The organism is uncultured Tateyamaria sp. (assembly GCF_947503045.1).
Classification (GTDB): Bacteria; Pseudomonadota; Alphaproteobacteria; order Rhodobacterales; family Rhodobacteraceae; genus Tateyamaria.
The window spans coordinates 1,491,664-1,510,299 of the sequence record NZ_CANNCF010000001.1; the positions used below are offsets into that span (position 1 = coordinate 1,491,664).

General features: G+C 60.7%; 19 protein-coding genes. 6 read left to right on the forward strand and 13 right to left on the reverse strand.

Going from position 1 to position 18,636, the window contains the following annotated elements; all coding sequences use genetic code 11:
• Window positions 1-203 precede the first annotated feature (203 nt).
• Window positions 204-989: an enoyl-CoA hydratase gene (locus Q1A89_RS07540; protein ID WP_299725524.1), complete on the reverse strand. Its 786-nt coding sequence runs from the start codon at window positions 987-989 to the stop codon at window positions 204-206.
• 57 nt (window positions 990-1,046) lie between these two features.
• Between Q1A89_RS07540 and Q1A89_RS07545 the strand changes: the two genes are divergently transcribed.
• A complete protein-coding gene (locus Q1A89_RS07545) occupies window positions 1,047-1,484 on the forward strand; it encodes a PaaI family thioesterase (protein WP_299725527.1) in 438 nt (145 codons plus the stop codon).
• A 76-nt stretch (window positions 1,485-1,560) separates the two neighbouring features.
• Here Q1A89_RS07545 and Q1A89_RS07550 read toward each other — a convergent pair whose 3' ends face one another.
• Window positions 1,561-1,794 carry a DUF1127 domain-containing protein gene (locus tag Q1A89_RS07550; RefSeq protein WP_299725530.1) on the reverse strand — a complete coding sequence of 78 codons (234 nt, stop codon included), beginning with the start codon at window positions 1,792-1,794 and terminating at the stop codon, window positions 1,561-1,563.
• A 95-nt stretch (window positions 1,795-1,889) separates the two neighbouring features.
• On the opposite strand from Q1A89_RS07550, the gene Q1A89_RS07555 reads away from it, so the two are divergent.
• Window positions 1,890-3,305 (forward strand): PLP-dependent aminotransferase family protein, encoded by a 1,416-nt coding sequence (locus Q1A89_RS07555; protein WP_299725533.1) that lies wholly within the window; start codon window positions 1,890-1,892, stop codon window positions 3,303-3,305.
• Here the strand turns inward: Q1A89_RS07555 and Q1A89_RS07560 are convergent.
• Together Q1A89_RS07560 and Q1A89_RS07565 are read right to left on the reverse strand one after the other, a co-directional pair.
• Complete coding sequence (locus tag Q1A89_RS07560) at window positions 3,302-4,348, reverse strand: hypothetical protein (RefSeq protein WP_299725535.1); 1,047 nt, start codon at window positions 4,346-4,348, stop codon at window positions 3,302-3,304. The two genes, Q1A89_RS07555 and Q1A89_RS07560, sit on opposite strands and share 4 nt — an antisense overlap.
• Window positions 4,345-4,665 carry a hypothetical protein gene (locus Q1A89_RS07565; protein ID WP_299725538.1) on the reverse strand — a complete coding sequence of 107 codons (321 nt, stop codon included), beginning with the start codon at window positions 4,663-4,665 and terminating at the stop codon, window positions 4,345-4,347. The genes Q1A89_RS07560 and Q1A89_RS07565 overlap by 4 nt, the downstream gene beginning before the upstream one ends.
• Before the next feature lie 226 nt (window positions 4,666-4,891).
• Here Q1A89_RS07565 and rplM point away from each other — a divergent pair, with 226 nt between their 5' ends.
• From rplM to Q1A89_RS07585, 4 genes are all read left to right on the forward strand, one after another.
• Window positions 4,892-5,353 (forward strand): 50S ribosomal protein L13, encoded by a 462-nt coding sequence (rplM, locus tag Q1A89_RS07570; RefSeq protein ID WP_299725541.1) that lies wholly within the window; start codon window positions 4,892-4,894, stop codon window positions 5,351-5,353.
• Window positions 5,354-5,355: 2 nt separating this feature from the next.
• Complete coding sequence (gene rpsI, locus Q1A89_RS07575) at window positions 5,356-5,844, forward strand: 30S ribosomal protein S9 (RefSeq protein WP_299725543.1); 489 nt, start codon at window positions 5,356-5,358, stop codon at window positions 5,842-5,844.
• Between the two features lie 276 nt (window positions 5,845-6,120).
• Complete coding sequence (locus tag Q1A89_RS07580; protein WP_299725545.1) at window positions 6,121-7,449, forward strand: hypothetical protein; 1,329 nt, start codon at window positions 6,121-6,123, stop codon at window positions 7,447-7,449.
• Window positions 7,450-7,631: 182 nt separating this feature from the next.
• Window positions 7,632-8,702, forward strand: a complete 1,071-nt coding sequence (locus Q1A89_RS07585) for a Hint domain-containing protein (RefSeq protein WP_299725547.1) — start codon at window positions 7,632-7,634, stop codon at window positions 8,700-8,702.
• Window positions 8,703-8,827: 125 nt separating this feature from the next.
• Here Q1A89_RS07585 and Q1A89_RS07590 read toward each other — a convergent pair whose 3' ends face one another.
• From Q1A89_RS07590 to guaA, 9 genes are all read right to left on the reverse strand, one after another.
• Window positions 8,828-9,445: a TetR/AcrR family transcriptional regulator gene (locus Q1A89_RS07590; protein WP_299725550.1), complete on the reverse strand. Its 618-nt coding sequence runs from the start codon at window positions 9,443-9,445 to the stop codon at window positions 8,828-8,830.
• Window positions 9,438-10,307: a polyphosphate kinase 2 gene (gene ppk2, locus Q1A89_RS07595; protein ID WP_299725553.1), complete on the reverse strand. Its 870-nt coding sequence runs from the start codon at window positions 10,305-10,307 to the stop codon at window positions 9,438-9,440. The genes Q1A89_RS07590 and ppk2 overlap by 8 nt, the downstream gene beginning before the upstream one ends.
• A gap of 55 nt (window positions 10,308-10,362) precedes the next feature.
• Entirely contained in the window at window positions 10,363-11,334 is a 972-nt protein-coding gene (locus Q1A89_RS07600) for an alpha/beta hydrolase (protein ID WP_299725556.1), read from the reverse strand.
• 3 nt (window positions 11,335-11,337) lie between these two features.
• Window positions 11,338-12,285 carry a homoserine O-succinyltransferase gene (metA, locus tag Q1A89_RS07605; RefSeq protein WP_299725559.1) on the reverse strand — a complete coding sequence of 316 codons (948 nt, stop codon included), beginning with the start codon at window positions 12,283-12,285 and terminating at the stop codon, window positions 11,338-11,340.
• A gap of 86 nt (window positions 12,286-12,371) precedes the next feature.
• Window positions 12,372-13,235, reverse strand: a complete 864-nt coding sequence (locus Q1A89_RS07610; protein ID WP_299725562.1) for an ATPase — start codon at window positions 13,233-13,235, stop codon at window positions 12,372-12,374.
• Window positions 13,236-13,292: 57 nt separating this feature from the next.
• Window positions 13,293-14,204 (reverse strand): DMT family transporter, encoded by a 912-nt coding sequence (locus Q1A89_RS07615; RefSeq protein ID WP_299725565.1) that lies wholly within the window; start codon window positions 14,202-14,204, stop codon window positions 13,293-13,295.
• 116 nt (window positions 14,205-14,320) lie between these two features.
• Window positions 14,321-15,469 carry an outer membrane protein transport protein gene (locus Q1A89_RS07620; RefSeq protein ID WP_299725568.1) on the reverse strand — a complete coding sequence of 383 codons (1,149 nt, stop codon included), beginning with the start codon at window positions 15,467-15,469 and terminating at the stop codon, window positions 14,321-14,323.
• A gap of 155 nt (window positions 15,470-15,624) precedes the next feature.
• Window positions 15,625-16,518, reverse strand: a complete 894-nt coding sequence (locus Q1A89_RS07625; RefSeq protein WP_299725570.1) for a DMT family transporter — start codon at window positions 16,516-16,518, stop codon at window positions 15,625-15,627.
• Window positions 16,519-16,931: 413 nt separating this feature from the next.
• Window positions 16,932-18,506 carry a glutamine-hydrolyzing GMP synthase gene (guaA, locus tag Q1A89_RS07630; protein ID WP_299725572.1) on the reverse strand — a complete coding sequence of 525 codons (1,575 nt, stop codon included), beginning with the start codon at window positions 18,504-18,506 and terminating at the stop codon, window positions 16,932-16,934.
• Window positions 18,507-18,636: the final 130 nt, after the last annotated feature.

Below are 18,636 nucleotides of genomic sequence, written 5' to 3' on the forward strand. Positions count from 1 at the left end.
GGTCGCCGCTGCGGGGATGGTCGGTCAGTGAGAGGCTGACCTGGAGGGACCTTCCGCCAGTCGGCGACCCAAAATCGTCATCGGTTATTCACCGTGTCCAATTTGTGCCTCATTTGCGCCCGAATTGATAGCGCTGTTTGGGAAACTATCGGGTGAGCATTTGGAAACAACCGCTGGTAGCCCTTGTTTTTATGGGCAAAACCCTATTGCGACCAGTCCGGAGGGCGCTTTTCGATAAAGGCAGCAATGCCTTCTTTCGTGTCCGGGTGTGCCATATTGTCGACCATGACCTGCCCGGTATACGTGTAAGCGTCAGCCACAGGCATTTGAATCTGGGCATAAAAGGCCTCTTTTCCGATCCGCACGGCCGACCCGAGCTTGGCGGCGAGTTGCGTGGCGAGGGCCATCGTCTCGGCCTCAAGCGCGTCTGGGTCCACGGCGCGATTGATCAGACCCAGGGTCGCGGCGCGTTCGGATTCAATGAATTCGCCGGTGGTCAGCATCTCAAAGGCCTGCTTGCGCGGGATGTTGCGGGATAGGGCCACCATGGGGGTCGAACAAAAGAGGCCGATATTGACCCCGTTGACGCCAAAACGGGTGCCATGCGCGGCCACGGCCAGATCGCAGGTCGCCACCAACTGGCAGCCCGCCGCGGTCGCGATGCCGTGCACTTGCGCGATCACAGGCTGGGGCAGGGACTGGATGCGCGCCATCATCGCAGCACAGCGGTCAAACAGGTCCTTGAAATAGGCCGCGCCACCGTCCGTGTTCTGGCGCCCGGCGGTCATCTGTTTCAGATCGTGGCCCGCGCAAAACGCTTTGCCCGCCCCGGACAGAACCACCGCGCGCACCGATCGGTCCTCGGCCACCTCATCCAGCGTGTTGTGCAAGGCCGCGATCATCTCGTCGCTCAGCGCGTTCAGCCGTTCAGGCGCGTTCATCCGCAGATGCAACACCGCGCCCGTCACCTCACGTTCCAGAATTCCCATCTTGCCCTCCGCCGGATTTGCGGCAAAGCCTAGGGCATTCGCGTGGGGAGGAAAAGTATGGCGCTGATGATGGATGCCGCGGAAATGAACGCATTTCTGGGCAAGGTGTTTCTGGAAGTTGCCGGAGAGTACCAGGTTGAGGCGGTCAGCGAGGCCAGCGTGACCATGCGCCTCTTGGTACAGGATCGCCACCTGCGCCCCGGCGGAACGGTGTCGGGCCCCGCGATGTTCGGCCTTGCTGATGTGACCGCCTACATGGTGACGCTCGCCCATATCGGTCCGCGCGCGCTGGCAGTGACCACGAATTGTGCGATTGATTTCATGCGCAAGCCTGCCGCCGGTGTCGATCTGATCGGCGAAGGGCGGTTGTTGAAGCTGGGCAAGCAGTTGTCGGTCTCGGACGTGCTGATCTATTCCGAAGGGATGGCGCAGCCTGTGGCGCGGGCCAGTCTGACCTATGCTATCCCGCCGCAGGGTGTTGATTTGGCGGAATAGTTACCCACGAATTGAAAAAGGCGGCCAGGACGAACCCGGCCGCAAGGGAAGAGGTCTGGCAGGTGCCACGGGGATGTCACGCCCGCCAGAACACACGCCGCGACTCGCGATAAGCCTCGTCGGGTGTCAGTCCCACATCGCGCAGCAGGTGATCATCCAGCAGCTTGAGCGCCAGCCGTTCGCGGCGCCGTGTGGCCCATTTCGACATCGTGACCGCGACGCGCAGCGCAATCACCGACGCCGCAGGAATGCGGGTCTGCGCCGACAGATAGGCGAGGTGTTGAGCGGGGCTTGCTGGTCCGAGTGTCATGGGTATCTCCTGAAATTGTATTGACACAATATGGCTGATTTGCCATTAATAAAGGGTACAATAGGCGCGCACCGGAAATCTACGGAAACATTGTAATGGATACAATTTGGCAACCTGATCTGCTCGACACCGCTGGTCCCAAATACAAAGCCGTCATGCAGGCGATCCGAGACAAGATCGCAAGCCAGAGCCTGATGTCGGGCGACAAGCTGCCCCCGGTGCGCGATCTGGCGTGGAAACTGGGGATCACGCCGGGCACAGTGGCCCGCGCCTACACGCTGCTGACAGACGACGGCACGCTGGTGGCCGAGGTTGGGCGGGGCACTTTCGTGGCCACACCGGATTCCAAGGCGCCGCTCTGGGCGGACATCCCGCTCGAGGTCGATTCCACCACCCACAATTCCGAGGCCGAGACCTGGCAGGTCAACCTGTTCTCGCCCCATCTGCCCGAGGTCGGACAGGCCACGCTGATCCGCACACTGCTGGCCGAGGTTGCCGCCGATCCACCCTCGGGCATGATGCACTATCCCACCCGTGCCGGGGCACGTCCGGCCCGCGAGGCCGCTGTCAAATGGCTGGAGAACGCCCCGCTGGGCTCGATCACCGAAGGCGACATCCAACTGGCCCATGGCGGGCAGAACGCGATCCTGCTGATCCTGCAGGCCCTGTTGCGTGGTCGCCGTCCGGCCGTTCTGGTCGAAGAGCTGGCCTATCCCGGCTTTCGCCGCGCGGCCGAGTTGTTGCGCGCGGATGTGGTGCCCGTGGCGATGGATGATGAGGGTGTGATCCCCGAAGCGCTCGAGGCTGCGATCCGGGCCCATGACGCGCAGATATTCTGTACCTCACCCGAGGTCCACAATCCGACCCTTGCCTTTACCCCGGAACATCGACGCGCCGCGCTGATCGAGGTGGTACGGCGACATGATGTGCAGATTCTCGAAGACGACTGTTACCGCCTTGGCGCCGCACAAGCCGCCAGCTACCGGATGCTGGCGCCCGAACGCAGCTGGTATATCTCGTCAATCTCGAAATCCGTGACACCTGCGCTGCGTCTTGGCATCGCAGTGGCTCCGCGCGGGCAGGCAGCCACTTTGCGGCGTACGGCCGAATACTCTTTCTTTGGCCTCGCCACCCCGATGACCGATCTGGCCGCCCGGTTGCTGGTTCATCCCGAATTGCGCGGCATGATGGACAGGGCCAAGAACGAGATCAGCGCCTACGTGCGCTGCGCGGTCAACGTGCTGGGAGGCTATGATCTGAAATGGAGCAAGGACGTGCCATTCCTGTGGTTGCGTCTGCCCGAGGGCTGGCGGGCCGGGGCCTTTGTGCAGGCCGCCGAGGCACAAGGCGTGCGCATCCGCGCCGCCGAGGAATACGCCTGCCGCGATGCGCGCGCGCCTCATGCGGTGCGCTTTGCGGTCAATGCGGGTGTCAGCCTGCAAAGTTTCGAGGCCGCGATCCTGCGCCTGCGCAACCTGCTCGACAACCCGCCCGAATCCATCGGCGTCTAAAGCAGCCCAACCGCCCCCCACACCAGCCCGGTCGCCACGGCAATGCAGGACAACAGCGCCGAATAGCCCAACAGCTTTTTCATCGAAAACGGACGTTCGCCAAAGGTGCGGCCCTGCATCCCGCAGACCACCACTTTGTGCGCCGCCCCGTTATAGCTGTAGTGCAGGATCCACACGGGCAGCAGGATGCGGCGGTAATGGATGCCGGTCGTGTCCGTGTGATAGCCGATGTCGTGCACACGCGACTTGTTGATGTCACGCTTGATCTTGTTGCGGATCAGCAGCGCCTTGTCGTCGGCATTGGCGGCCAGCCCTTCGGCCACGCTTTGGTGGTGCTGTTCGGCGGCGAACCCGGCGACATAGCCCGCGCGGTAGGGGCGCAGGCGCCGCGGATCAAAGTCGTGCAGAATGCCATCGCGGATCAGCGGCGTGACATGGGGCGAGCCTGGCACCAGCAGATCGTCAAAGTGGATGCGTATGTTGCCCCGGACCCTCTTGGTGTAGTTACGCTTGTTGCGCCGCACCGTGTACTTGGCCCAGTAATCCACGGCCTCCTGACTGTCGAAGGTCCAGAACGGCACATAAATCCCGGCCACGCGCGCCTTGGCCACCACGCCATAGAGATCGTTGGGTGCCGCCAGCCGTTTCTTGACCCATGCAAGGGCAAATGCCTGCGCATCCTGTTGCGGCACGCGGTAGGGAATAAGCGCCATCGGGGCAAAGCCGCGATCCGCCTTTTTCAGCACCACAGGTCCGTCGCAATAAGCACAGGCCGAACTGAGGGATTCGGCAACGAAGGTGACAGTCCCGCCGCAGGTCTGGCAGGACAGCACCTGACCCTCGAAGGTGATGGGGGATTCGTCCTCGGGGGCGTCGGGGTCAAAGGGGAACTCAGCCCACGCCTCTGAATCGTCCTCACGCTCCAACCGGCGCACAGTGCCACAACTGCTGCACTTCAGCGCCTGCACGGCCGGGTCATACTGACACTGCCCTGCGCAATTTTCGCATTGCAACTCGGACTGGATGGCGGTGACGTCGCTCAACTGTCCTGACCCATGATGGCCATGCCGATTTCCAGCAGCACCCGCAAGCGCAGCCAGGACCGATCCACAGCCCCCCCGAAATCGCCCGAGACACCCCAATCCCCGATGATCGTGGCGGCGAACCACGTGGTCATCAGCCAGAACGCGACAATCGACCAGCCCGCAATGCTGCGCAACCACCCGGTCGAGCCCTGTTTCAACTCGTGCTTTGCCTCGTAGACGGTAATCAGTTTTTGGACCGACCCAATACCGCCAATCGTCGCCACAGCGATCAGAGCAAGAGTGGCAAGGGCAGGGGCGGCAAGGGAAAACAACATGAAACAGGTGTCAGCGTCAGGGCAAATGTGATCTGTGCCAACCAGTGTGCCAGACGGACCGGTAATGCAAGGGGGCAGGGGCGCAATTTTGATGGGGTAAAATAGTACCTTAATTTCAAGTATATGTTTTTGAATGATTTATTGTCGTATATGACCGTTGACGCGGCATTGCAGCGCCCGTATACCCGCCCAATCCGAAATTCGAGCCCCCCAAGGGATGCGACACATGAAAACCTATACCGCAACACCTGCGGACATCGAGAAAAAGTGGATCCTCATCGACGCCGAAGGCATCGTGCTGGGCCGTCTTGCCTCGATCGTCGCCACGCGCCTGCGTGGCAAGCACAAGCCCTCGTTCACACCGCACATGGACTGCGGTGACAACGTGATCGTCATCAACGCCGACAAGATCCAGTTGACCGGCAACAAGCGCCAGGAAAACCACTACTGGCACACCGGCCACCCCGGCGGGATCAAGAGCCGCACCAAGGAGCAGATTCTTGAAGGCGCACACCCCGAGCGTGTCGTGACCCTCGCGGTCAAGCGCATGCTGCCCGGCAACCGCCTCAGCCGTCAGATCATGACCAACCTGCGCGTCTATGCGGGCGGCGATCACCCCCACACGGCGCAAGAGCCCGAAGTTCTGGATGTTGCGTCCATGAACAAGAAAAACACCCGGAGCGCATGAGCATGGCCGACGATATCAACACACTCGAAGACCTGCAGGCCGTCGCGGGCGAAGTCGCCCCCGAGGCCGTCGAAATGGTTCAACGCGACCCGGTTCGCGATGAACTGGGCCGCTCCTATGCCACTGGCAAGCGTAAGGATGCGGTTGCCCGCGTCTGGATCAAGCCGGGCTCCGGCAAGGTCACCGTGAACGGCAAAGAGATGAACGTCTACTTTGCCCGCCCCGTGCTGCAGATGATCCTGGCCCAGCCGTTTTCGGTGGCCGGCGTCGAAGGCCAGTTTGACGTGGTTGCCACGGTCAAGGGCGGCGGTCTGTCCGGTCAGGCCGGTGCGGTCAAGCACGGCGTGTCCAAGGCGCTGCAGCTCTATGATCCCTCCTTGCGCGGCGCGTTGAAAGCCGCAGGCTTCCTGACCCGCGACAGCCGCGTGGTCGAGCGTAAGAAATACGGTAAGGCCAAAGCGCGCAAGAGCTTCCAGTTCTCCAAGCGCTGATACGGATCGTACATCCAAACCAAAGGCACGTGCGGATTACCGCGCGTGCCTGTTTTTTTGGCCAAATCCCCGGCGGGTGACGTGGCCATACGGTCGGGTATTCCTGGCTTGGTGCATTTTTTTCTTGAAAATCAGACCTCAAAGAAGATTTCTTGTGAGGCAATGCGGTGGTTGGACCGGTCAGTCACAGGCCTGTTCCCGGCCAATGGGCGATATTTCAGCCTGTCCGCTGCGACGAAATTGACCGAATGGCATTAAAAGACGAGGGCACCCCGCATGTGGACAGTTTACAAGACCAAGCCCGGCGACACGATGGACACCATCATCGCCAAGCACAAGATCAGGGACCCGGGCACCGTCCTTGTCCACAAGGCGAACAAGAAGATTTACAAGGACCTCAAGGCGGGCAAGGAACTGCCCAAGAACACCCCCGTCACCATCCCTGATCCCAAGGCAAAGCTCTACAAGGTGCCCACGCCGGGCGGCGACATCTGCATGGATGAGAAGACATTCAAATCCTACTGCAAAGGTGTGGATCAGCGCATGGACGATGCGATGTTCCAGCTCAAACAGCGTTACACCTACGCAACAGGGCGTCATGATGCGCAACTCAAGATCAACAAGGATCAGTGGTTCGTGGCCGCCTGCATTGATCTGGTCAACCGCGTGCCGGAACCCAAAAGCCGCAAAAAGGCGGACTCTGCGTTCAAGACTGCAGAAAAGGCCTGCAAATCGCGCAATTACAAAGCCTTCGAGAAGGCTGTTGAACCAGCCAATATCGCTATCGCCACCTACAAGAACGAAGTGCTGCGCTGGATCGACGGCATCATCAATGGCGGTGAAAGCTCGATCAAAGTGCTCGAAGGCGTGAAATCCGTCGGCATGGTGGCAGGTTCCGTCGCGGCCACGACGATCCTGGCCCCGGTCAGCGTACCGGCCATCCTTATCACTGGTGCGGTGGTGGGCGGTGGCACGTCACTGGCCTATAATGGCGCTGACGCGCTGGGGCGCGAGGTTGCAGGGACCAAGCAAAAGGCAGCGTCCGAAATCGTCAAGGACGCGATGGGCGGTGCGCTTGGCGGGGCCATTGGTGCCGGTATGGGCAAGTTGTTCATGAAATTTGCCGGACCACATCTTGTTGGCACCGCCTCCAACAGTCGCTTTTTGGGCAATCAGGTGAACCGTATCCTGTCCAAGGCGCCGATCAACCTCAAGGAACTTTACGCCGCCGAAGTGAAGGCGGTTGTCAAACGGCTGGGTATTGCCAGCACGGACGCCTTGCTGGCCGCGCGGCCCGTGATCATGAAGCAGGCCCTCGTCAAGTTCATGACACGCGTCACGATCGGGTCGTTGAACAAGTATTTCAGCACCGGAGGCGAGATCATCGACGCCGCGCTCGATTATCTCAAAAAGGATCCCAAGCGCGCCAACGGCAAGGACCCGTCCAAAGCGGCCAAGGCTTTTGCCAATGAATTCATGAATTCCAAAAGCGTAGATGGCGTCGTGGACGGCATCCTGAAGGACAACCAGAAGAAACTGGTCACCATCCTGCGCGAAGAGATCAAGGCCGCCGCCATTTCCGAAATGAAGAAGGAACGGGCCTGAGAAGAACGCAGCCAACCCATTGGCAGCGCAGCATGTCCATGGTTCAGGCCGCTCCGATCCGGGGCTGCCTTTTTCGTTGCGCCCGGTGGCGCGCGCTCTCCATTCGTTCGAATTTTCCCTTTAACCCGCCGGTGATGGTTTGCGGACTATGGCTTTGGTTCACAGTCCAGTTGGGTGAGGCCATGGCGGATATCGAGGGCGACGAGAACGACAACACCATCAACGGCACCTCTGGCTCTGACAACATCAGGGGCAACGGGGGAAATGACACGCTGAACGGGTCGGGCGGCGACGACACCGTTTCGGGCGGGGATGGCAACGACAATATCGACGGCGGGACTGGCAATGACACCGTCTATGGCGGGGATGGTGACGACACGATCACCGGGGGCGCGGGGGATGATGTCATCGTCGGCGGGCGCGGCGATGACGTGATGACGGCGGGCAACAGCTCGCCCAGCGATACCTTTGTCATTCGCGACGGCGACGGTAACGACACGATTACCGATTTTGATCCCGGTGAGCCGGATATCATCCGGTTCGATATGGTCGAAATGAACAGTTTTCAGGATGTGCTGGACCGGATGTCGTCGGACGGGCCGGACACAGTCATCACCTATGATAACGGGCAGTCCGTGCGGCTGCTGAACGTCAGTCCGGGCAGCCTCAGCTCCACCAATTTTCAGTTTGGACCCGGACCCGTCTGTCTGGGCGAAGGCACCTATGTGGAAACTCCGGACGGGCCACGGTGCATCGAAACACTGAGGTCGGGGGATTTGGTGATGACATTGGATCACGGGCCGCAGCCGATTCTGCACGTCCTGTCTGAAACCATCGCGTTTCGGGATCGCAACGACCGGCAAAAACCGATCCTGATTGCGCGCGGTGCGCTGGGGCCGGGGCTGCCTTTTGCGGAAATGTGCGCGTCTCCTCAACACCGTGTGCTGGTCAACTCTCCCGCCACCGGAGGCGAGGCGCTGGTGGCCGCAGTCAAACTGGTGGGTCGCAAGGGCGTGCGGCGGATGCGCGGATGCAGGCACATCACCTATTTTAACCTGCTGTTGCGGCAACACGAGCTGATCCTGGCCAATGGATGCCCGGTCGAAACCCTGCTGCTTACGCCCTATTCGTTGCTCAAACTGGCGGCGCTGCAGATCATGGTGGACCCGACCCGCGTGGCGATGACAAGCGCGCGCCCAATCGTGCAACGCGACCCTTTGCTGCGATTGCAGTCGGACCCTTTTGCAGTTTGAGATCTCACAGTGCGGTGGTGTTCGACCCCATTGCTCCGCTTTTTCGACCGGGCAACAGGCTGGCCGAATTCGTAAGAAGACCACCGAACAAAGGCTGTTTTCATGATTAGGTCGGCGGCCTCAGATCACTCATCCGGCCGGATCAGGCCCAGACCGCGCAGGTAAATCCCGATCCCCGTTTCCAGCAAATCCTCGGGTGGAAAGGGCGAGGCGCGACCGGGAGAGTTGCGCGCGAACAATTCGACGACGCCGTGGCTCATTGCCCAGATATGGGCGGAAAACATCGAAGCCGGGGGGCGTTTGTCCTCGGGGATGTGCTCGCTCAGGTCTCCGGCCGCCTTTTCCAGCACCGCATTGGCGCGACCCGCGACATCAGCCAGTTCCGGTGTGCGGTTGACCGAAATACCGGACTCAAACATCGCGATGTAGTGGCCCGGAAAGCGGCGGGCAAAGGCGAGGTAGGCTCGCCCCGTCGCCTCGAAAGCGGCGAGAGCCGAGGGCTGGCCGGACTGGTAGGCATGCTCCATCAGATCGGCAAAGATGCCATAGCCCTGCCGCGCACATTCCGCGATCAGGTCCTCGCGCCCCTCATAGTGGCGGTAGACGGCCGCCGGGGTCACGCCCGCCTGCTTGGCCGCCTCGGACAGTGTAAAGCCCGTAGGCCCCTTGTCTTCGATCAGAACAAGGGCTGCATCAATCAGGGCCTGGCGCAGGTTGCCATGGTGGTAGCCGCGTTTAGGCATCCCAGATGTCCGGACCACCGCAGATGTCTTTTTCTATCTTGCCAATGGCTTGTGCGTCTTTGTTCGTGTAGTCGAGCCCGTGCAAAACCGTGCGGATTGCATTGAGACGCGCGCGTTTCTTGTCGTCCGAGCGCACGATGGTCCACGGCGCGTGTTCGGAATGGGTCAAGGTCAGTGTCTCGCGGATCGCGTCGGTATAGGCGTCCCATTTTTGCAGGCCTTCGACGTCGATCCAGCTGAGTTTCCACTGTTTCAGAGGATCGCGTTCGCGCGCCATGATGCGGCGCAGCTGTTCGGCGCGGCACACGTTCAGCCAGAATTTGAAGACATGGATACCGTCATTGACGAGCATCGTCTCGAACGGGTTCACCTGACCAAAGAAGTGGTCGCGCTGCGCGGGTGTGCAAAAGTTGAAGACATGCTCGACAACACCGCGATTGTACCAGCTGCGATCAAACAGGGCGATCTCTCCACCCGCAGGCAACTGCCTGATATAGCGCTGGAAATACCACTCGGACGCCTCGGTTTCGGTCGGTTTGGACAGGGCCACAACACGCGCGCCGCGCGGGTTCAGGTTTTGGGTGAACCGCTTGATTGTGCCGCCTTTTCCGGCCGCATCGCGCCCTTCAAAGACGCAGGCCACGCGCGCGCCGGTTTCATTGACCCAATCCTGCATCTTGACCAGTTCGATTTGCAGTGCAGCCATCTGGCGCTCGTAGTCCTTGCCCTTCATTCGTGCAGAATGGGGGTAGGACGGGGTGAGGATGTCGCCCTTGTCGGCGCTTGCAATCGTGGCGCGCACATCATCCGGCGCGCCGGATTCGAAGAATGCCGTGATGGCGCCGTCAAAGGGAAGGCTCATGGGGATCCCAACTCAAGTTACTGCTCTTAACATGCAATATGGGGGAGGTTGCCCCTTAACGCAAACCTGCACGTGCCGCGACGCGGTCGATTGCGGCGATGACATCGTCCGGGTTGGTGTGCTGGGGCATGTGCCCGACGCCGGGCAGGACGGTGACATTGGCCCCTTCGATCTGGCCCGGCACCTTGGCCGAGTGGACGGCAAGGGGGACAATGGTGTCGGCATCGCCGTGCACGATCTCTACTGGCACGGTGATGGTTCCGTATTGCGCTGACATTTCAACGACGTAAGGGCGCAGCCAGTTCACTTGCCGCGCATTGGCGCGCATCGAATGACGCCGCAGCGACAGGTCCGCACCGACATGGTCGAGGTAACCTTCCGGAGGGACTTGCGGCTCGAAAATACTGCCCAAAGTCTCTTCGACCAGCGTGTGCGGGACAAATGCAGAGAGCACCGGCACCACCAGCCCGCCGCCCCAGGCGGAGCCATTGACCGTGTACGTCCACCCGAGATCACCGGGCCAGGGGTTGGCGACCCCGGCGACGGACACAAGGCCCGCCAGATCGTCAAATTCCAGCGCCCAGGCGTAACCGACAATGCCGCCAAAGGAATGGCCCAGCACGATGGGGTTGGTGACGTCCAGCTGGTCGGTGGCGGCCTTGAGCAGGCGGGCCTGATCGCGCGGCGAGGCGTGGGCGGTGGAAAAGGCCCGTCTGTGCGCCGGGTCGATCTGTTCTGTCCAGCCCAGACCCGGACGGTCCAGCATGGTCACCCGGTAGCGATCCTTGAGAAGATCAGCGAAGGCAAAGGTGAAATCCCGCGTGCTGCCTGACGCACCATGCAGCAGCACAAGGTCGGGGCCTTGTCCGACCTGCACGGCATGCACCGTCACTCCGTTTACGTCGATCAACTGCCCGGTCGGCGGATAGTCCCGCGCTGCATCCCGGTCCCGTTTCAGGGCATACATCTGCACAAGGGCAAGCGAAACAAGCACCACGCCCAGCAGAACAACCATAACCGTCTTCATCGCTTACCCCCGCAGATCGGTGCGATCCTGCCCGATCCGCTGCATGTCATATGGGGTGGTCAGATAAACCTCGGACAGCCAGTTTCCATAAAGAAGATGGGCATGGCTGCGCCAGCGGTTGAGCGGGCGCTGGCTGGCGTCATTGTCCGGGAAATAGCCCACGGGCATAGCGATTTTCGCGCCCTGCACCTGAACCGATGCCAGATCGCGGTCATATTCCTGTTTCAGCGTGTCGCTGTCGTACTCAAAGTGATTGAGGATGTAGAGCGCGCGGTGATCGGGGTCTTCGATCAGGCAGGGGCCGGTCACGTCCGACCCGAGCAGGATCGGCAGACCTGCCGCTTCGACTTCGGCCTGGCGCACCTCGGTCCAGCGGCTGACGGGGATCACGCAATCATCTGAAAACCCACGCAAATAGGGCGAGGCCGGGGCCATGTTGGCGTGGCGATAGGTGCCGAACAGCTTTTCACCCAGCAGGTGCTTGGGCACGCCGTGAAAATGGTGCAGCATCGCCATGCCGCCCCAGCAGACCCCGAAGGTGGAATGCACATGGGTCTGGGTCCAGTCCATGACCTCGCACAGCTCCTCCCAGTAACTCACATCTTCATAGTCCAGATGCTCGATCGGGGCGCCGGTGATGATAAGCCCGTCGAATTTCTCGTCTTTCACTTCGGAGAAAGGGCGATAGAAGCTCTCCATATGTTCGGCGGCCGTGTTCTTGGTCTCGTGATCGGACATGCGGATCAGCGACAGTTCGATCTGCAGCGGTGTGGCCCCGATGAGGCGCGCGAACTGCGTCTCGGTCTGGATCTTTTTCGGCATCAGGTTGAGCAGCGCGATTTTCAGCGGCCGTATATCCTGATGGGCTGCCAGCTCGTCATCCATCACCATCACGCCCTCTTGGGTGAGGACGGAGTAGGCGGGCAGGGTGCGGGGCAGTTTCAGGGGCATGGGTGTCTTTCTCGAGCGGTGCGCCGGGTGCGCCGTTCCTTTTGCATATTTTTCAGAACAATGAAGGCCAGATGCGTGAGATAGCCCTAAGGTTTGCGCCGCTCAAGGGCCCCGGCCACCAGATCGATGAAATCCGCTTCACCTTTGAGCGAGGCAACCTCGTCTGCGGTGACCGTCACCCCCCAGCGCGCCATCGCCTCGTAGCGGGGCTGGCGGTGGGCCAGTGCGCGCGCATATGTCCAGCGCACGAAGGTGTCGGGGTTGACGCGGTCTTCGGCGAGGCCGGTGTCGGCGAGGTATTCCTGCCAGCATGCCAGCAGGAATTCGGGCTGGTAGGCCATCGGCTTGGGCGCCTTGTCGAACCGCGCGATCAGGGCCTGCGTGTGCGCCTCGCTTCCCTTGATCCAGAGCGGCAGGCAAGAGGCGCTGAGCGTGCTCATCAGCGGGTCATTGTCGTTGTCTGGTTCGACCCATTCGCAGATCGATCCGCCCGTGTCGCAGATGAAATGCGGATAACCATAGAGCGCCTGACCCCGCTCGGCGAAATAGAGCGTGTCATTGAGGGCGGCGAGTTCGGAGGTGCGGAACTGTTCCTGACGGCGGCGGTATTCGGCGATGGGCAGGCCGCCCAGCTCCGGATCGCCGGGCTTGCCAAGATAGGTCGAGACCGGGCTCAGATTGTCGAAGGTGATGTTGGAGCCGATATAGATGCTGTCGCTCATCAACAGCGACCGCAGAAATGGCACTTTCATCGCCTCTGCCTTGGCGTTGTCAGCGATCAGCTCGCCCATATAGCGCGTGCCGATGCGGTAATCGATGGAATAGTGAAACCAGTGCCCCGAGGCGCGCACAATTGAGGACATGTGCGTCTTGCCAAGGCCGGACATGCCATAGACCAGCACGCGCTTGTGCGTGGCAGCGCGCCAGTGATCGGCGTCCTGGTAGAGCATGATGGTGGTCCCCGTCCTCGTCTGTGGCGCTTGTCCTAACGGGGGCGTGTGGTCCGGTCAACGCTTGGTGCGCAGCCATGCAACGATGCGCCCGTCCAGGATCACAAGGCCAAGGGCCAGAAGGGCGAAGCCGGCAAATGCGTTTGGGCTGAGGTCCTCGCCGCGCACCGCGGCGCCGAGGGTGATTGCAACCGGCGGGATCAGCAGGGTGACCAGCATCAGGTTGCCCGACCCGGCCAGCGCCAGCACCCTGTAATAAAGCAGGTAGGCCGCGGCGGTGGCGATCAGCGCGTAGTAGCCAATGGCGATGAATGTGGCCGGTGCCAGATCAAGGCTGATGGGCCCGTCGACGATCCAGGCCAGTGGCAGGGTGATCAGGGTTGATCCGGTCAGCATGCCTGCCGCCGCCACCTGCGGGGTCAAACCACCAAGGAAATGGCGTGCCCAGACGCTGGCCAGTGCGTAAGACACCGTGCCTCCAAGGATTGCCAGTTGCGCAATGCTGCGCAGATCGAAGCTGGCAAAGTTGTCCAGACCAATGGCCGTGGCGACGCCGAAAAAGCCCAGACCCACACCGATGGCCTTGCGTCGCGTTATCCGCTCGTCCGCAAAGAACAGGGCGGCTGCGATGACGCCGAAAATGGCAGTTGCCGCGTTCAGAATCGAAGTGAGCCCGGTTTCGATATACAATTGCCCCCAGGCCATCAGCCCAAAGGGGATCACGTTGTTGAGCAGGCCCATGCCGAGAAAGCCAAGCCAGATGCGCGGATCGCGCGGCACCGGCAGGCGCATCACGATGACGACACCCCACAGCAGCAGCATCGCCCAGCCCGTGCGATGCGCGACAGAGGTGAGCGGGTTGATTTCGTCCAGTGCCACCCGGATGGCCAGAAAGGAGCCGCCCCAGATTACGGCCAGCAGCAACATCTCGGCCCAGGCGCGGCCCGTCATGGTCTTTTGCATTGTCATGAGGGATCAGTGGCAGAGCTCTTGGGCCAGTGCCACCCGTTTCCTGCGCAAAGAAAAACCCCGCCCGAATGAGGGGCGGGGTTCTGATTTACGCTGACTGTGTAGCAGTCACGTGACTAGAATTTGAAGGCGAGCTTTACACCGACGGAAATGGCGTCATTGCTTTCAAAATCTGCAACCGGGCGGCCGCCGGGAGACGAAAACGCATCCCCCAGCATTGTGTATCGCACGCCGCCCGAGATCGCGAACTTCTCGTTCACATCATATTTTGCGCCGACTGCGATGTGGCGCGAGCCATTGGTCGGTGCCAGCGGAGAAACCAGACTGTCATCACCGACGGTTGAGAAACCGACTGCGACCGACCCGGACCACTTTTCATTGAAACGACGACCAACGCCGATTTGAAAATCGTAACCGTCTTCGAGATCGGTCAAAGGGCTGCCGGTAATTCCGGTAAAGCCAGTCGGCGCAACGACCGTCTGGCTGTAACGGGCATAACGAATGTTGCCGAACAACAACGTGTTCGGTGCAATGCCGGTCTGGAAGTCGAGGTTGATCGATTCCGGAGTTTCAACTTCTGTCGTCGCACCCGGTGCGGAAATCTGAGCCCCGCGAATGGTTTCAATCGTTGGAAGATCATGCGTTGTGCTCGAGTTGTAGGTCAGAGCAATGCGCAACGCGATTTCGGGAATTTCGTATGCGGCCCCGACGACAAACCCGACATCGCCCGATGAAGAAAATTGCCCGCTGTAGCCATTTACACCGCTCGGTGTGAAGGGGGAAGCCGGGCTGTTGAAGGCCAGTCCGCCCAGCGTGACGCCAGCCGAAACTTCCTGGTAGCGGATCCCACCATGGGCAGACCAGTTGTCGTTGAATTTGTACCGGGCCAGCGCCGTGATGGCAAAGCTGTCGGCAGTTGCGCCGGTTCCACCAAGAATGGTTGACGCGGTTGATCCGGGATAGATGACGTCAGATCCGAAAGGCTCGTCCCCGATCAACGCCACGGACAACTTATCGTTCACGTCATACTTCAGAGCGATGCTTGCAATGCTGAAGGATTCGGCCACATTCGCGATCGATGCCCCCCCAAACGCGGCAAAGGCGGTGCCTTCGATGGTCGGATCGACATAACCAAAGCTGAGTTCGACCCGGTTGCCTTCTTCAAACAAGATTCCGATGCGTTGCTCGGACCTGTCCAGGCCGACCGCATGTGCGGAGACGGCCGATGTCATCAGGGCCGCCACGGCGATAACGCCATATTTCATATTAACTTCCTCCCAAAGCGCGCGGATAACAGTTGAGTGGGTGCGCGTTGGGCTTAACTAGGCTATTTTCAAGGGGTCTGCGTCAATAATGACCCTAGGGCACAAATCCGCTTATGACGGAGCGTCATTAATTTGTGACATTGCAGTCACAGCCCCTAGCGCCGGCGGGTTTCGACCCAGAGGTTCAGGTAATTACCTGCAAAAATGATAGCTGCGCCGACAAAGACCCAGACATCAATGGCTTCGTTATAGACCAGCATCCCGATCACCGCGATTGTGGGCAGACGGATAAAGTCGATGGGCACCACCACGGTGGCCGGTGCGATGGACAGCGCATTGGTCAGGCAGTAATGCGCCAGCAACCCCGCACAGCCGATCAGCAACACCCAGGGGCCGGTCCGCGAATCGGGCAGGGCGATGTCGCCGTCCCACCCGGCCATGATGACCCCCATCACCAATTGCATCACCGTCAGCCAGAACAGGATCGAAGTGATGCCCTCGGCCCGGGTCAGCCGCTTGGTCAGCATGATGGTCAGCGCAAAGAAGATCGCCGAGGAGGCAGCGGTGATCACGCCCGCATTCAGCCCCGCCATGTCCGGGCGCGCCACGATCAGGATGCCGATAAAGCCCATGATGGCGGCAAAGGCCCGCACCAGCGTCAGCCGCTCGCCCAGCACCAGCGGGCTGAGGACAATCACCCAGATGGGCGAGGTGAACTCAAGCGCAAAGACCTGCGCCAACGGGATGATGGTCACCGCGTAAAACCACAGGTTCTGCCCGGTGAAATGCGCCAGATTTCGCCCCAGATGGGTGCCAAGCCGTGCTGTCTGGATGCTGCGCCAGGCGCCTGTCGCATAGGCAAGCGCACAAACGATGATCACGCCGACAAGACTGCGATACATCATGATTTCGAACGTATCGAGGCTGTCTGAGACTTCGCGCCCTGCCACGGCCATGGCCGAAAAGGACGCAATAGACCCCGTCATCCACAAGGCCGCCCTGAGGACATTGCCGCTATGCTCGGCCGGGGTGCTGGACGGGTGTGTCATCTGCTCGATCCTGTTCGCGGAGGTGCGAACCGGTCGATCCGTCGCGTGCGGACTGTGCGGCGGTGATCAGAAAACTGCAACCATGAGGCCGGACAAAAACAGCAAAGCTGTGAGGGTCGTGGCCCAAAACGTCTGCGGCAATTGGTATGTGCGCTTGTGACTGAAACAGGCGTGGCACACATCATCCGACATGCGCATCCGGTGTCCACAAGAACTGCAGGTGAAAACTCTGATCGCCATATGTGACGGCCCCTGAAAATTGACGTCTCACCCACCGAGATACAGCGGGCACGGCGATGAAACGCAATTCAGGAATTGGCGCAATGGCGCCCTCTACCGGTGCGAGAACAATCCGGCATTTTTTCACAATTTTAGTTAATTCGACTTTGAAATGAGCAGTTTAAGGCCCGAATTCATTCCCACTCAATCGTACCGGGAGGTTTTGAGGTGATGTCATAGGTCACCCGGTTGATGCCGGGCACCTCGTTGATGATCCGCGTGGCGGTCTCGCCCAGAAATTCGTGGGTGAACGGGTAGTAGTCGGCGGTCATCCCGTCGACCGAGGTCACGGCCCTGAGCGCGCAGGCATAATCATAGGTCCGCCCGTCACCCATGACGCCAACCGTGCGCACCGGCAGGATCGCGACAAAGGCCTGCCAGATCTCGTCATAAAGGCCATGCTTGCGGATCTGGTCGATATAGATGGCATCCGCCTCACGCAGGATATCCAGTTTTGGTCGCGTGATCTCGCCCGGGCAGCGGATGGCAAGGCCGGGGCCAGGGAAGGGGTGGCGCCCGATAAAACTGGCAGGCAGACCCAACTCACGCCCGAGCGCGCGGACCTCGTCCTTGAACAGCTCGCGCAGGGGCTCGACCAGTTTCAGCCCCATCTTTTCCGGCAGCCCGCCGACATTGTGGTGCGATTTGATGGTGACCGACGGCCCACCCGAGAAGGACACCGATTCGATAACATCCGGGTAGAGCGTGCCTTGCGCCAGAAACTCGGCCCCCTCGATCTGGTCGGCATATTTCTGGAACACGTCGATGAACAGACGACCGATGATCTTGCGCTTGGTTTCGGGGTCAGAGACTCCGTCAAGTTCGCCGAGAAACAACTCGGTCTCGTCTGCGTGGATCACCGACAGATTCATGTTGTCACGGAACATGCCAACCACTTCGGCGGCCTCGTCCTTGCGCAACAACCCGTGATCGACAAAGACGCAGGTGAGCTGATCACCCACCGCCTCGTGGATGAGCGCAGCAGCGACCGAACTGTCCACACCGCCCGACAGCGCGCAGATCACGTTCTTGTCGCCGATCTGGTCACGGATTTTCTGGATCGCTTCTTCGCGATAGGCGCCCATGGTCCAGTCGCCTTTGAACCCGGCGAGGCGTACGAAGTTTTCATAGAGCTTTGCGCCGCGCGGGGTGTGGTGCACTTCGGGGTGGAATTGCACGGCGTAGAAATGGCGCGATGTATCGGCGGCGACCGCGTAAGGCGCGTTGGGGGAGGTGCCATAGACGGCGAACCCGTCGGCGAGTTTGGAGACATGATCGCCATGGCTCATCCAGACCTGCTCGCGCCCGTCCTCGAACCAGCCCGCAAGCAGATCAAGATCGCCCGCGGGCGTGACAAAGGCGCGTCCGAACTCCGCTGTGCCGCCGCCGCCCGAGATCTTGCCGCCCAAGACCTCGCCGCCCAATTGCTGCATCATGACCTGCTGGCCATAGCAGATGCCAAGGATCGGCAGACCCAGGTCAAAGATGCCGTCAGGGGCGCGCGGTGACCCCGGGCGGGTGACACTGTCCGGTCCGCCCGACAGGATGATGGCGCGCGGGGCCATCCGGGTCACGAAATCCATCGTCACGTTCTGATAGGGGTGGATTTCGCAATAGACGTTCAACTCGCGCAGACGCCGCGCGATAAGCTGCGTCACCTGGCTGCCGAAGTCGATGATGAGAAGGCGGTCATGGGTCTGGTCTGTCATGCAGGTGCAATAGGCGTGCGGTTCGCGGGTGGCAAGCGCCGGACGGGGGCCAGCCCCCGAACCCCCGGGATTTTTTTTCAATCAGAGAAGATCGATGTCGCTTTTTTCCCTCTTGCGGCGCTTATTGCGC

Excerpts from the sequence above, each read along its gene's own strand:
- Q1A89_RS07540 (WP_299725524.1), bottom strand. The coding sequence starts at position 989 with ATGGGAATTCTGGAACGTGAGGTGACGGGCGCGGTGTTGCATCTGCGG.
- Q1A89_RS07545 (WP_299725527.1), top strand. The coding sequence starts at position 1,047 with ATGGCGCTGATGATGGATGCCGCGGAAATGAACGCATTTCTGGGCAAG.
- Q1A89_RS07550 (WP_299725530.1), bottom strand. The coding sequence starts at position 1,794 with ATGACACTCGGACCAGCAAGCCCCGCTCAACACCTCGCCTATCTGTCG.
- Q1A89_RS07555 (WP_299725533.1), top strand. The coding sequence starts at position 1,890 with ATGGATACAATTTGGCAACCTGATCTGCTCGACACCGCTGGTCCCAAA.
- Q1A89_RS07565 (WP_299725538.1), bottom strand. The coding sequence starts at position 4,665 with ATGTTGTTTTCCCTTGCCGCCCCTGCCCTTGCCACTCTTGCTCTGATC.
- rplM (WP_299725541.1), top strand. The coding sequence starts at position 4,892 with ATGAAAACCTATACCGCAACACCTGCGGACATCGAGAAAAAGTGGATC.
- rpsI (WP_299725543.1), top strand. The coding sequence starts at position 5,356 with ATGGCCGACGATATCAACACACTCGAAGACCTGCAGGCCGTCGCGGGC.
- Q1A89_RS07580 (WP_299725545.1), top strand. The coding sequence starts at position 6,121 with ATGTGGACAGTTTACAAGACCAAGCCCGGCGACACGATGGACACCATC.
- Q1A89_RS07585 (WP_299725547.1), top strand. The coding sequence starts at position 7,632 with ATGGCGGATATCGAGGGCGACGAGAACGACAACACCATCAACGGCACC.
- Q1A89_RS07590 (WP_299725550.1), bottom strand. The coding sequence starts at position 9,445 with ATGCCTAAACGCGGCTACCACCATGGCAACCTGCGCCAGGCCCTGATT.
- ppk2 (WP_299725553.1), bottom strand. The coding sequence starts at position 10,307 with ATGAGCCTTCCCTTTGACGGCGCCATCACGGCATTCTTCGAATCCGGC.
- Q1A89_RS07600 (WP_299725556.1), bottom strand. The coding sequence starts at position 11,334 with ATGAAGACGGTTATGGTTGTTCTGCTGGGCGTGGTGCTTGTTTCGCTT.
- metA (WP_299725559.1), bottom strand. The coding sequence starts at position 12,285 with ATGCCCCTGAAACTGCCCCGCACCCTGCCCGCCTACTCCGTCCTCACC.
- Q1A89_RS07610 (WP_299725562.1), bottom strand. The coding sequence starts at position 13,235 with ATGCTCTACCAGGACGCCGATCACTGGCGCGCTGCCACGCACAAGCGC.
- Q1A89_RS07615 (WP_299725565.1), bottom strand. The coding sequence starts at position 14,204 with ATGACAATGCAAAAGACCATGACGGGCCGCGCCTGGGCCGAGATGTTG.
- Q1A89_RS07620 (WP_299725568.1), bottom strand. The coding sequence starts at position 15,469 with ATGAAATATGGCGTTATCGCCGTGGCGGCCCTGATGACATCGGCCGTC.
- Q1A89_RS07625 (WP_299725570.1), bottom strand. The coding sequence starts at position 16,518 with ATGACACACCCGTCCAGCACCCCGGCCGAGCATAGCGGCAATGTCCTC.
- guaA (WP_299725572.1), bottom strand. The coding sequence starts at position 18,506 with ATGACAGACCAGACCCATGACCGCCTTCTCATCATCGACTTCGGCAGC.